The 13787-nt window shown below is 60.3% G+C and carries 9 protein-coding genes; 3 read left to right on the plus strand and 6 right to left on the minus strand.

Features of this window, described 5'->3' with window-relative positions:
* Positions 1 to 70: 70 nt before the first annotated feature.
* Positions 71 to 2176: a hypothetical protein gene (locus L53_RS00270; RefSeq protein WP_034810504.1), complete on the plus strand. Its 2106-nt coding sequence runs from the start codon at positions 71 to 73 to the stop codon at positions 2174 to 2176.
* On the opposite strand, the gene L53_RS00275 is transcribed toward L53_RS00270, so the two are convergent.
* From L53_RS00275 to L53_RS00285, 3 genes are all read right to left on the minus strand, one after another.
* Entirely contained in the window at positions 2177 to 3070 is an 894-nt protein-coding gene (locus L53_RS00275; protein WP_034810506.1) for a DMT family transporter, read from the minus strand. It abuts the gene before it with no gap.
* Positions 3071 to 3103: 33 nt separating this feature from the next.
* A complete protein-coding gene (locus tag L53_RS00280; protein WP_034810507.1) occupies positions 3104 to 4645 on the minus strand; it encodes a 2-isopropylmalate synthase in 1542 nt (513 codons plus the stop codon).
* A 153-nt stretch (positions 4646 to 4798) separates the two neighbouring features.
* On the minus strand, positions 4799 to 5521 hold the full coding sequence (locus L53_RS00285) for a TVP38/TMEM64 family protein (protein WP_051607407.1): 723 nt from the start codon (positions 5519 to 5521) through the stop codon (positions 4799 to 4801).
* Between the two features lie 138 nt (positions 5522 to 5659).
* Between L53_RS00285 and bioB the strand changes: the two genes are divergently transcribed.
* Entirely contained in the window at positions 5660 to 6661 is a 1002-nt protein-coding gene (gene bioB, locus L53_RS00290) for a biotin synthase BioB (protein WP_034810509.1), read from the plus strand.
* 3 nt (positions 6662 to 6664) lie between these two features.
* Here the strand turns inward: bioB and L53_RS00295 are convergent, their stop codons facing one another.
* The 3 genes from L53_RS00295 to L53_RS00305 form a co-directional block, all read right to left on the minus strand.
* On the minus strand, positions 6665 to 7438 hold the full coding sequence (locus L53_RS00295; RefSeq protein WP_034810510.1) for an SDR family NAD(P)-dependent oxidoreductase: 774 nt from the start codon (positions 7436 to 7438) through the stop codon (positions 6665 to 6667).
* Positions 7439 to 7544: 106 nt separating this feature from the next.
* Positions 7545 to 8135, minus strand: coding sequence for a fatty acid desaturase CarF family protein (locus L53_RS00300; RefSeq protein ID WP_034810511.1), 591 nt, complete (start codon positions 8133 to 8135; stop codon positions 7545 to 7547).
* Positions 8136 to 8277: 142 nt separating this feature from the next.
* The gene (locus tag L53_RS00305; protein WP_034811721.1) at positions 8278 to 8640 is read right to left on the minus strand and encodes a YbaN family protein; all 363 of its coding nucleotides are present in this window, start codon (positions 8638 to 8640) and stop codon (positions 8278 to 8280) included.
* A gap of 170 nt (positions 8641 to 8810) precedes the next feature.
* On the opposite strand from L53_RS00305, the gene L53_RS00310 reads away from it, so the two are divergent.
* Positions 8811 to 13784: an alpha-2-macroglobulin gene (locus L53_RS00310; protein ID WP_034810512.1), complete on the plus strand. Its 4974-nt coding sequence runs from the start codon at positions 8811 to 8813 to the stop codon at positions 13782 to 13784.
* Positions 13785 to 13787 lie beyond the last annotated feature (3 nt).

Below are 13787 nucleotides of genomic sequence, written 5' to 3' on the forward strand. Positions count from 1 at the left end.
GGCCTTCCAAACCTAGAAATGCACACATTCTGGTCTCGCGCCGGTCGAATTGTCGCGGTATACTCCGGCTATGACCGAGCCGTCTGCCGCTCGCCCGTCTGGCCGCGATCTGCTTGTCAGGCAAGAGGCGTCTGAAAACTTCGAGCTCGCCCGCAGTGGTGGCAGCTGGATGGTTGTGACCGGTTTTGTCGTTGCAATATTCTGGATATTCGGCGCGGCTGCGATGGCAGTTGGCCTTTGGGGTGTTGATGGCCTGAAGGAATTACAACCATTGGTCTTGGTCGGCGGAGCCATGGCATTGGTCGTCCCGGCGCTGCTGATGATCATGGCGGGCTATATGGGGCGCACCAATCGTCGCTCTTCTGCTTCGAATGCGCTGGTGATGGAAGCCGCCGTTCGCCTGATGGCTCCGGCGCGTGAAGCTGGCACCGAGGGCATCACTTTTGCCGAACAGATGAAACAGGCCGCAGCTGAAGTGGATCGCGCCATGGCGCATGCGCTGTCAGCGATGAAGGCCATGGCGGGAGAGATCGGAGACGAGCGCCTGCGGTTGGAATCGGTGGCTTATGCCAGCGCGGACAATGCCCGCGACCTGACCGAACGGCTTGGCCAGGAAAGACAGGCTCTGGAAGGACTCGCTCGAGACCTGCGCACGCATATGCAATCTCTGAACGAAGCCATCCCGCGACAGGCCCAGATGATGGTGAGTGCCACGCGTGAAGCCAGCGAAGAGGTTTCCCGCGCCGATGAAGCGCTGACGCGCCGTCTGGAAGCCATGCAGGTGGCGGGTCGCACATTGTCTGAGAAACTGATCGAGCTGGATGCGCTCGCAGGTGATGCTGCCACGCGCACCGAAACGCTTACCTTTGCGGTCACACGCGTCGAGGAAAAGCTCGACCAGTCCCGCCGCACGGTAGACGCTGCTGTGCGGGCAGGGGAGATCGCTGCAGCTGCCGCAATGACAACCGGCGACGCCTTGAAAGACGCCGTATCTTCAGCCCTGGATGGTGCTCGCCGGGCGAACAACGAAATCAATACTTCTACGCGCGAGGCCGCCGAAAACGCGGCGCACGCATTGGCCCGGCTGCGCGAAGCCGGTGAGGAAGCTGCCGCAGCGATCCGCTCGGCGGAGTATGCCGCCAAGGCCGACACGGTCCGGATGGACCACAAGACACGTGAAGCTGCGTCTCTGGCGTTGGCGAGGGATGATCTTGCGAAACCGGTCGTGCCTGAGCGCGCGCCTGAGCCGGAGCCAAAACCCAGCATCATTCCCGCGTCCGCACACCAGTCCGACGAGCTCCACGACGATGACGGTCTACATGATGACGAAGCGTTCGAGCCAATGCCTGTCCGCAATGGCAATGGGCATACGAATGGTTTCCATCTTGAGGACCGCAACGGCCACACGCCAGAAATGCCTGAGACCCCCGTCGCGCCAAAACCCAAGCCTGCGCCACGTGCCAGCATGGATGACGAACTGTTCGATGCGGCGGCCGACGCCTTGGCCAGCGCTGCGCTGACGGACAAGCCGGACACATCGGCGCAGGACGACACCTGGGATCTGAGCCGCGCCCTCGAAGAGAAGACACCTGAACCGGTGACGCAGCCCCTCCGCCGCCGCCATGATGACACACCCGCCGTTACCGAAAACCCATTCGATGAAACGCCGCGCCGGCGCGCAACAGACTTGGTCCCTGACGAATCTGATATTCTGGAGCCCGAGCCAGTAGACGAGCCGATGCCGCTCGTCCCTGTGCGGCCGTCCTCGCCGTCATCGGGTGCGGAAATGGGCTGGCGCGACATCATTTCGGATATGAGCCGCGAGGACAAACCCCTGCGCGACCGTGAAGATGTCGCCGACGAACTGATCGACCGGCTGCAGACGTCCGGTATCGTCCTGCCCGAGGCAATCCGCCCGAAAGCCAAACGCAAGATTGCCGAAGCCGCCCGGCGCGGCGACAAGGAGCGCAAGTCTGCAATCCTGTCCCAGGCGGGTCGCCAGGTGGAGCGCGTCACACAACGCCTGCGCAATGACCGCGACTTGATGGATCTGGCGCGGGACTTCCTCGATATGGAAGCTGACGACGCGTTGCACGCGCTGGAGCAAACGCAGAAGACTGGCCGCAATGCCAGCGCCCGGCTTGCCGCTTATCTGCTGCTTGATGCGGCAATCTGATCAGCCTCCAAGCAATACAATCCCAATCACACCCGAAGCCACGAGCAGGATACCTGCCAGTTCGCGCGCCGTAATGTGCTCGCGAAAGACCACATGTGATGCAATCAGGGTAAACAGGATTTCGACCTGACCAACAGCCTTTACGCTGGCAGCGTCCTTGAGCGTGAACGCCATGACCCATGCCATTGATCCGAGGAAGCCGATCAGGCCAACCCATCCGGCTTGTCGCCATGCCCCGAACAGCTTGGCGACCTGGCCGGGCTCGCGCAGTCCGAGCCAACCGAGCAACATGACCGACTGGATTATCGTGACGAAGGCGAGCGTGATTGAGGTGCTGAGTAGCAGGCCGACCTCGCCAAGCGACAAGGATGCGCCGCGAAGCGACACGGACGATACGGCGAAACAGGCTCCCGACAACAGCCCGATCCAGAGCGAACTGTCCGGCTTCAATTTGTGCCCGGCAGTTCTGGACAGCGAGATCAGGATGATCCCCAAAATGCTGGCAATGATCGCCAGAAGGGCGGGCAAGGTGAGCGTATCGCCGAGCAGGATAATGCCGACGAGCGCAGCCTGAACAGGTTCGGTCTTGGTAAAGGCCGTGGCAGCCGCGAAATTGGCCCTGGAGAACAGATGGATCAGCAGTCCGGTCGCGAGCACCTGACTGATTCCGCCTACAATCGCATAAGCAAAGAAGGCAGCGGGCGGCGCGGGCAGGGGCGTGCCCCGCTCGATGGTCAACACCGCCAGCAGGCCGACTGCCAGCGGCGCTGCATAGACGAAACGTGAGGCCGTCGCGCCCCATGTGTTCAGCGTCTGCTTCAGCTGTTTCTGAAGCGCTGAGCGACCATTCTGGCAGAATGCAGCCGCCAGCGTCATGGGAATCCAGAGATCCATGCAGCAATACTCTTTGAGAGAAGACGGGGCTTACTAGGCGGCCTGCGACCGCTTCGCTTTGCGCGCTTCCAACTTATTCACGGCGTGGAGGTAGGCTTTTGCACTCGCGACAAGCGTGTCCGGATCCGAGGAACGACCGGTCGACATGATGCCGTCGCTGTTGAGACGAACAGACACGGTCGCCTGGGCATCGGTGCCGCCAGTGACGGCGTGGACCTGATAAAGCTCCAGCTTGCCTTCATGCGGCACAATCTCACGAATGGCGTTGAACACCGCATCCACGGGGCCATTACCGCGGGCGATGGCGAATTTCTCTTCGCCGTCCACAACGAGATCAATCTCGGCCGTTTGAGGGGCGTCTGTTCCTGCAACCACACGGAGCCGCTTGAACGCGATCCGTTCGCCTTCTGCAGCCAACTGGTCATCGACCAGTGCGATAATGTCATCATCGAAGACGTGCTTCTTGCGGTCGGCGAGGGCCTTGAAGCGCTTGAACGCATCATTCAAGGGATCGCCTTCCATCGTGTATCCGAGCGCTTCCAGCTTGTCGCGGAAGGCGTGGCGACCGGAATGCTTGCCCATGACCAGTGACGTCTTGGCAACACCGACATCTTCGGGCCGCATGATCTCATAGGTCTCGGCATTCTTCAGCATGCCATCCTGATGGATGCCGCTTTCATGCGCGAAGGCGTTCTTGCCCACGATCGCCTTGTTGTACTGGACCGGGAAGCCGGTGATGCGGCTGACCATGGCAGAGGCACGGGAAAGATAGGCGGGCTTGATGTCAGTCTCGAAGGGCAGCGTATCGCTGCGCACTTTCATGGCCATGACAATCTCTTCCAGCGCGGCATTGCCGGCACGTTCGCCGAGACCGTTGATGGCGCATTCCACCTGACGCGCGCCATTGGCGACGGCATTGATGGAGTTCGCGACGGCCAAGCCGAGATCATTGTGGCAGTGGGCCGACCAGATGACCTTGTCAGAGTTCGGGATGGTCTCGATCACACGGCGGAACAGGGCACCATACTCATCCGGATGCGAATAGCCGACCGTGTCAGGCAAATTGATTGTGGTTGCACCGCTGGCGATGGCTACGTCGATACATTTGCACAGGAAGTCGAAATCGGTGCGCGTGGCGTCTTCGGCGCTCCATTCAACATCGTCGGTATGGTTGCGGGCCTGGGCGACCGAGCGGCCTACCGCTTCGAGCACGGCATTCGGCCCCATTTTCAACTTGTGTTTCATATGGACCGGGCTGGTCGAGATGAAGGTATGGATGCGTGGGCGAGCCGATTTCTTTACGGCTTCGGCGCAGCGCTCGATATCGTTCGGCGTCGAACGGGCCAAGCCGCAGATGATGGCTGACTTCGACTGTTCGGCAATGGCGCTGACGGCGGCGAAGTCGCCTTCGGAGGCGGCAGGAAAACCGGCTTCGATCACATCGACACCCATCGTTTCCATCAACTCGGCGAGTTCGAGCTTTTCATTATGGGTCATGGACGCGCCGGGTGACTGCTCACCGTCGCGCAGGGTCGTGTCGAAGATACGGATATGAGGATTGGATGACGTGGACATTTTGGAGCTACCGGGTCTGGGGATGGGAAATAAGGCTGGTGATAACCCCTGACCGCGCGGCTGCCCTGGCTGACCTAGGCAGACATCACCGGCCAGGGGCCGGTAAGCAGTAGCTGAAGAGGCATTTTATTCCACATGGGGTGTTACATCGGCCTATGGGGCGGCGGTGTCAACCTCGTTTTGCGGGATCAGGGCAACAGATTGCCCGGTTTTGCGCATTCGGGCACGAGCATAGGCGGCGATGGCAATATAAACGCCCACGGCGGCAGCGGCCTTCCCCTTGAGGGCGGCGAACAGGCTTTGGCCGGCGAAGGCGATCAGGGCGATCTTGGGAATGATCCCCACCCCCATGCCGGCCCAGTAATGGAGAAATTTCGCATGGCTCACGCCGAAGGCCATATTGACCAGCAGGGCAGGGCCCGCAGGCACATTGCGTACGATCGCGCTCGTCATCATGGCATTGCGTCCGACGAAGGTGGATAGCTTGTTGGCGGTTTCACCCGCATACTGGCGAAATGCTTTTTCGCCTGCGAGGCGCCCGGCATAGAAGGTGGCGGCGCCTGCGACCATGTTGGCGATCCAACCAAACATCGCGCCGAGCCATGGGCCAAACATGGCAATCGCGATGGCCAGCAATGCAAATTGGGGAATGCCGAGAAAGGCGCCGACCACAAATAGCAGGATCAAAGCTGGCAGGGCCCACGGGCTGGAGGCGATATCCTGCATGAGGGCCTGCAAGGTGGCGATATCCAGCAGATTGGTCATCTTGCCGATTGCGAACAGCAAGATGATTACAGCCAGCGCGATACCGCCAATAATAGCACCGCGACGGGCATTGGCATCGAGGACTTTCTTGGGGGCGGGCCGAGTATCCATGATGGGGGCTTTCAAGCTCGAGCCGATTTACGTCAATCCGCCGCCTGCCGCAAAGTCAATTTCAGCAGTGGTTGATCCTGTCGGCTCCCCCGGATACGTACTCCGCCGAACTCTAGTGTCGCTTAAAGGACCCCGCGCATGACAGACCTTTCCCCTCGCCATGACTGGACCCGAGACGATATCGCGAATCTCTACGCCTTGCCGTTGGACACGCTGATGGCGCACGCATTGACGGTGAAGCAGGCCAACTGGCCGGATGGGAAAGTTCAGAAGTCTCAACTGCTATCGATCAAGACGGGCGGCTGTGCTGAGGATTGCGGCTATTGCAGCCAGTCAGCCCATTTCGATACCGGGCTCGATGCCTCGAAACTGATGCCGCTGGATGAGGTGGTCACCGCCGCGCGCAGAGCCAAGGAAAATGGCGCGGACCGGTTCTGCATGGGAGCGGCCTGGCGCAGCCTGAAGGATCGCGATGTCCCCAAAGTTGCCGCCATGATCGAAGCCGTGAAGGCCGAAGGCCTGGAAACCTGCGTCACGCTGGGCATGCTGGATGACGGCCAAGCCGAAGCGCTGAAATCGGCCGGGCTCGATTACTACAATCACAACCTGGACACTTCACCGGAATATTACGGCAAGGTCGTCTCCACTCGCACCTATGATGATCGGCTTGAAACGCTGGGCCGTGCGCGAACGGCTGGCCTGAAGCTCTGTTGTGGCGGCATTCTGGGAATGGGTGAAAGCCGAGAGGACCGGATTGGCCTGATCCATGAATTATCCAAACTGACGCCGCACCCGGAAAGCGTTCCGGTGAACATGCTGGTGCCGATTGAAGGCACGCCGCTCGGCCACAGTCCGGCCATTTCGGTCATCGAGATGGCGCGGGCCATTGCCGTCTGCCGGGTCGTGTTCCCACAAAGCTGGGTACGTCTGTCCGCGGGCCGCGAAGGCATGACGGAAGAGGGGCAGGCACTCTGCCTGCTGGCGGGTGCGAACTCGATTTTTGTCGGCGACCGCCTACTGACAACCGACAATCCGGAAATCGACGAGGATGATGCGCTGATGGGTCAGATGGGCCTGGAGGCCGCCGGCCGGGCAGAAATGGAAGCCCCGGCGCGGCGGACCACGCTGATCGGCAGCTGATCCCTATCGGGTCTGCCCACCGTCCACAGGCACGATGGCACCGGTGATGAAGCTGGCCACGGGGCTAAGCAGGAAGGCTGCCGCTGAGCCGATCTCCTCCGGCTTGCCGAAGCGTTGGAGCGGGACTTCGCGCTTGATCCACCGGGTCCAAGCGTCTCCACGCTCACCATTGATGCGTTCTTCCCATTCTCCATCCGGGAAGATGATGTTGCCGGGGGCAATGGCGTTGATGCGCACATTGTTGCGACCGGATACCCGGGCGAGTTCCTTGGTGAGATGGTTCATCGCGGCTTTTGATGTGCCATAGGTCAGCGGCGTGCCGAGGCCGGTGAGGCCTGCAATCGAAGAGATCATCAGGATGGCGCCTTCACCCCGCGGGTCCATGCGACGCAAGGCTGACCGGGCAAGGAAGAAGGCAGAATCGAGATTTTGCGAAATGCCGGCATCCCAGGTGGCATCGTCGACTTCAAAACCGGGGGGGCACGGGTGCAGGCCGACATTGGCGACCGCGCCCCAAAGCTCGCCAAGTTCGTTCTCGATCGTATCGATCATGGTCTCGACCGTGCGGGAATCGCGCAGGTCTCCGGCGCGAGCCCAGACATTCTCCTCGCCGTACTCGGCGGCAAGGCGGGCACGTTCCTGTTCCAGCTTCTCTTCCCCGCGAGCGGCGAGGGCGACTTTCGCGCCTTCTGCGAGGCAGGCTTCAACGATGCCAAGGCCAATGCCCCGGCTGGCGCCTGCAACGAAGATGGTTTTTCCCTTTAGGCCCAGATCCATGTGCGTTTCTCCCTTTTGGTTATGCCCAGCAGACTAGACGCCGCGTCGACAAAGGAAATCCCCGCCCTCAGGGAAGGCGGGGAAGCATGAGGGGCGGGTCGCAGGATCAGGCTGCCTTGCGATAGCGTTCGTTCACGCTTTCATCGAGGCGCGGGACCCGGCCTGTCACAGCTTTCACAAGGCGTTCCAGGGCCGGGAAGAACCGGGCGCGCTCCAAGACCGGATTGGTGTAGTTGGTAATAACGCAATAATGGGTGTCCTTGCCCATGCGGTGATGGGCGGCGTGATGCTGGAAGGACTGGGCGAAGCCGGTTTTCTGCAAGGCGGTGATCAGTTTGCCATTCTCCTTCGGGCTGCGATGCGCTGCACGATGGAATTCATTAGCGAAGACGCCGAACAGAACGGCCGTACCGGTGAACAGGTTCAGCGTGCCCGTGGCCCAGAAGCCGGCAAGGGACAGGGCGCCAAGCACGAAGACTTCCTTGTTGCGTGACAGGAATGAGCCGGCCAGAAATGCACGCGGTTTGAAATGGTGTTCCTGATTGGCGCGGATAGTATGGCCCAGCAGAGGCCATTTCGGATTTCCGTACCGGTCTTCAAACCAGTGGATAAGACCTGAAATGAAATCGGCCAGAAACAAGCCTCCGAAAATGGATGCGGCGGATTTGAGGGCAGTCGCGACAATCGTGACCGGCATGGGGTAATCTCCTTCTTGCTGTCGAACACTCTTGCGAGCTCAGTGTGTGAGCGCTTGCTTTCAAAAGAAGGCGAAAGTGTGGCGAGTGAGAGAATAATCACTCGATTATTGTGCTGTGGTCTGAGAGCGGCAGGGGAGGGACCTATTCGTCGCGCAGGGGTTTGCGCGTGATCACATAGACAGCACCAACGGCGATGAGGCCGAGGCCTGAGCCAAGTACCCACGGCTTGTGAAAGGCAAACGCGGTGACAATCAACGCGGCCAGGCCCATACCGCAAACAGCGGCGATTTTCGCTTCACGCGCCATGGCGCCCGTTTCGAGGAAGGTCTTGATTGCCGGGCCGACGCCCGGCTGACGATATATCCAATCCGCCCAGCTGGGATTGGATTTGGCAAAGGCCAAAGCGGCGACAATCCAGAAAATGGTCGTGGGCCACACCGGTAAGGCAAGGCCTATCGCGCCGAGCGCGAATGCCACAACTCCGACTGCTCGCCAGATCCACATGAGAAACCCATTCCGCGCTGTGGGGTGGCTGGCAACCCCCAAAGCAGGCCACCTCAGCTGAATGCGGCTGAAATTTGCAAGAATTTCTTTGATTTGACCCATTCACGCCCTGTTCGCGCCGTGGCGAAGATGTGTAAGAGTTGTAAGAAAGCTCAAAGGAGAGGGTTTCCATGTCGCACTTCATATCGGGCACGCGGGGAATTGGTCGGACACTGGTCACAGCCATGATGATCGCCGTGCTCGCGGCGTGTGGAGGCAACAAGGAAGACCGACAATCTGATGCTGCCAGCGAGGAAGGCACGATTGTCACGCGGTCTGCCGCTGACAATGTGGCCGCTCGCCAGCGCGAACGCCGTCGTCAGGCCGCGATTGACGAGGTTGAGCAGGATTTCTCCTATTTCCGCTACCGTATCGATACCGCCACCGAGCAGCCGCTGGCGTGTTTCGTCTTTTCTGCGCCGCTTGATCCGGAAGCGGATTACTCGCCGTATCTCGAATTCCGTCCCGCTTTCCGACCTGCGCTCAGTGTTGAGGGACGCGAGCTGTGTGTTGGCGGTCTGACTTTTGGGTCGGAACGGTCTGCAACACTGCTTTCCGGCCTGCCTTCGGCTGATGGCCGCACATTGAAGAATGAGGAAGTTGTTCCGATCGATTTCGCCGACCGGCCACCTTATGTCGGCTTCAAGGGAGCAGGCGTGATCCTGCCGCGCGAAGATGCAGATGGTCTTCCGATTGAAACGGTGAATGTCGACGAAGTTGAAGTAACCGTGTCGCGTGTCAATGATCGCGCGCTTGCCTTCAAATCCATTACCGAAGGCCAAACCAATGCCCAGGGCCGCTATGCCTATACATGGGGTGAAGACAATCCGGAGGATGTTCAGGAAGTTCTCTTCAAGGGACGGATGGACGTGGCCAGCGAGCAGAATGCGCCCGTCGTGTCGGTCTTCCCCTTGCAGGACGTCGTCGGCCCGCTGGAGCCGGGCGCGTATTATGTTTCGGTCAGGGATGCCGCAGACCTGGATAGCGCCGAGCAGCCGCCAGCCTCTTCCAGTCGCTGGATCATGATGACCGATCTGGCCATCACTGCCTATGAAGGTGGCAATGGGCTCGATGTCACGCTGCGCTCACTGCAAGATGGTCGCCCAGTGCCCGATACAACCGTGCAGCTGGTCGCGCGCAACAATGACATTCTTGCGGAAGGCCGCACAAATGAAGTTGGCCGGGTGGCCTTTGATGCGCCGATCACGAATGGCCAGGGCAATATGGAGCCCAAACTGATCATGGCCTACAGCGCCAAGGGCGAACTCGCTGTGCTGGACTTGACCCGCGCGCCGGTGGACCTCTCAGAATATGCTGTCGGTGGCCGCCGGATCTCTGGTGACATCGATGCCTTCATGTATACCGAGCGTGGCATCTATCGCCCCGGCGAAACGGTGCAATTGACCGCGCTGCTGCGTGATCATACCGGCAAGGCTATTGAAGACCGTGCTGGCAATATCGTCATCTACCGCCCGAATGGGCTGGTGGCCGGGAAGATACGGTTCGATGATCCTGAAGCGTCTGCAGTCGTTGAGGACTATGAACTTACCAAGGGTGCATCTCGTGGCCAGTGGCGTGCGACGGTGGAAGTGGACGGAGTGTCGGGCGCATCCGGCTCAGTGAACTTCGCAGTCGAGGATTTCGTGCCGCAGCGGATTGCCGTTGACCTCGACACTGACAAGGACACGCCCGTCTTGTTGGGTGAGAGCCGCGGCGTCGAAGTTGCCTCGCGTTTCCTTTACGGCGCCCCAGGCGCCGGTCTGACGGTAAAATCCGAAGCCCGCATTGAAGCGGCGCCGACTCCGTTCCCGGAATACAAGGGATTCAAGTTCGGCAAGCATGATGAGAGTTTTCGTGAGCGTATCCTCGAAATGGATGATACGACTACGGACGGAGCCGGGGTCGCGACAGTCACGCTCGCGCCGGGAAATGCCGGTAGCAATGCTGGGCGACCGCTGCGCATCAATGCTGTGGTTAGTGTGCTTGAACCCGGCGGGCGAGCGGTCACAGAAAGCGTGCGCATCCCGTATCGTCCGGAACGCCTTTATGTCGGTCTGAAACCCGGTTTCGAGTATTCGGTCGAAGAAGGCCAGGATGCGGCCTACGAAGTCGTGGCCATGAATGAGAGGGGCCAGGCGATCGCGCAGCGGCTCAACTGGAAACTGCTTGCCATCGATTATCATTACGACTGGTACCGGGACGGCGACCAATGGCGCTGGCGCCGGTCTCGCACGGTGACCAAGGTCAATGAAGGCATCGTGACAACGCCGGAAGGCGGCAGTACCGAGATCCGCGTTTCCGGCCTGGATTGGGGCAGCCATGAACTGGTTGTCGAAGGCACCGACGCGAATGCGTCCGCTGCGTCCAGTGACGATTTCTATGTCGGCTGGGGCGGGGGTGTTTCAGAGGATGGTGCCGAGGCGCCAGACCGTGTCCGTATCATCGGACCTGAGAAAGCTCCCTCTGCAGGTCAGAGCGCCGATATCACCATTGTGCCGCCTTATGAAGGCCAAGCGCAGATCGTTGTGGCCACCGATCGCATTCTGTCGGTCCAGAATTTGTCCGTCAGTGCGCAGGGCACCAATGTGACCCTGCCGGTGACCGATGAATGGGGAGAGGGCGCCTATGTGATGGTCTCGGTCTATACCGAGCGCGATCCGATTCTGCGGGCAAAGCCGCGCCGTGCGGTTGGTGTGACACATGTGCCCGTTGATATGGGTTCGCGGACGTTCGAGTTGACGCTGAATGCGCCCGATATTGCCCGGCCTGTTGGTGAGCAGGTGGTTGAGGTCGAGTTTGATAGTGGCCCACGTGAGCCGGTCTTCCTGACACTTGCTGCTGTCGATGAAGGCATCCTGCGTCTCACCAAATTCGAGAGCCCTGACCCTGTCAGCTATTATTATGGCAAGAAGGCGCTCGGTGTTGAAATGTACGACGATTACGGTCGGTTGCTTGACCCGAATATGGGATTGCCAGCCGAAGTCCGCTCAGGGGGAGACCAACTTGGCGGTGAAGGGCTGTCGGTCGTCCCGGTGAAATCGGTCGCGCTCTTCTCTGGCTTGGTTGATGTCGGCCGGTCGGGTAAGGCAAAAGTTCGCCTTGAACTGCCGGAATTCAATGGTGAGCTACGCTTGATGGCCGTGGCCTGGTCGCGGTCTGGTCTGGGGTCAGCGGAGTCCAGCATGATCGTGCGCGAGAAAGCACCGTCGGATCTGATCATGCCGCGCTTCATGGCGCCTGGCGATGAAGCTCAAATTACTGCCAGTATCGACAATGTCGAAGTCGGGCCTGGAGCGTTCACAGCCGAGATTTCAGCGGACGGCCCGATTGATGTTGCGGATGGCAAGCTGACGCGTTCGCTTGCAACGGGTGCGCGCGCGGATGTGCCAGTTCGGATTGGTGCGGATTCAGAAGGTATCGCAACGGTCAGGTTGGCGGTGACTGGGCCAAATGATTTCGAAACGGACCGGACTTACCAGATACAGACCCGTTCGCCCTATCTGCCGGTAACAAAGATCAGTCGGCAATTGATGGAACCGGGCGAAAGCTATTCTGTTGGCGCTGATCTGCTGGAGGGCCTTGTGCCGGGGTCTGCTGCGATCAGTGTCGGCTTTTCGACGCTGCCAATGGATCCGGCGACGCTCTATGCTTCGCTCGACCGCTACCCTTATGGATGCACCGAGCAGACCACCAGCCGGGCCTTGCCATTGCTCTACTCCGAACAGCTGATTGCGATGGGGGCTCCAGAACGCCGCGACGATCCGAAAATGCGAATTCAAACCGCGGTGAACACGCTGCTCAACCGTCAGGGATCTGACGGTGCATTCGGCCTGTGGCGTGAAGGGGATGGCTATGCGTCCCCTTGGCTCGGTGCCTATGTGACGGACTTTGTCTATCGGGCGAAACAGGCTGGCTTCTCCGTGCCGGACGAGTCCTTGGAACGGGCCTATGGAGCCCTGCGGCAGGTTTCGACGGGCGATGCATGGCGCGTTTATGGGTACGACACGGATGTCTATGAGAGCCGCTATTCCAACGACACGACAGAGAAGCTGATGCAGCGCTCGTCGGCCTATGCACTTTACGTGCTCGCAAAGGCGGGCAAGGCCGACATTTCTCGCCTGCGCTACCTGCATGACCGCGAAGTCGATTCCATCGATAGCCCGTTGGCACGCGCCCATATCGGCGCAGGCCTTGCCATGCTGGGTGATCGGGCGCGGGCTGCCTCGGCCTTCAAGGCAGCGGAAGACGCGCTCGGTTACGAGAATACCGGCGATTACTACCAGACCCCGCTGCGCGATGAGGCGGCCATCCTGGCCCTCGCATCCGAAGCGGACATGCTGGATGTGGTAGAGCGTCTTTCCGCCAAGCTGGGCGAGGATGCGCCAGACCCGACCGGATTGACAACGCAGGAAAAGGCTTTCGCGCTGCTGGCTGTGGACTCCCTGAACGAGGGGGCTGAAGGCTTCCGGCTCACCGTCGAAGGGCTTGGCCGTGGTAATAATAATGACCGGCAATATGCCCTGACCGAAGCGCAGGCCACTGAAGGTGTGACGTTCACGCTGGAAGGCAAGGCGCCGATGTTCCGGACAGTTATGGTCAGCGGTTCGCCAGAAACGGCGCCGCCCGCTGCGACATCCAAGATGGGCGTCGACAAGACATTCTTTACACTGACCGGTGGTCGTGTGAATCTGTCCCGGGTCAGCCAGGGGGACCAGCTGATCGTGCGCTTGACGGTGTCGCCACATGAGCGCCGCCTGAACCCTGTGATCGTGGCGGACCTGCTGCCCGCCGGCTTCGAGATTGAATCGGTGCTGCGCCCTGCAGATGGCAGGCGTGAATATGGCGGATCGGGCGCGTTTGCCTATCTCGGCCAGATTGCGGATGCACAGACTGCCGAGGCACAGGATGATCGGTTTGTGGCCGCCGTCGATGTCTATGCGCAGCCGGTCACGCTTGCCTATGTCGTCAGAGCGGTAACGCCGGGCGATTTCGCAATGCCGGGTGTGGTGGCTGAGGACATGTATCGTCCGGAAGTGTTCGCCCGGTCCAAGCCTGGCCGCGTCACGATCAGCGCAGCGCCCGGAACGATGGGAGGCGGTCAGTAAGCC

It is taken from the genome of Hyphomonas sp. L-53-1-40 (assembly GCF_000682775.1).
In the GTDB taxonomy this organism is placed as follows: Bacteria; Pseudomonadota; Alphaproteobacteria; order Caulobacterales; family Hyphomonadaceae; genus Hyphomonas.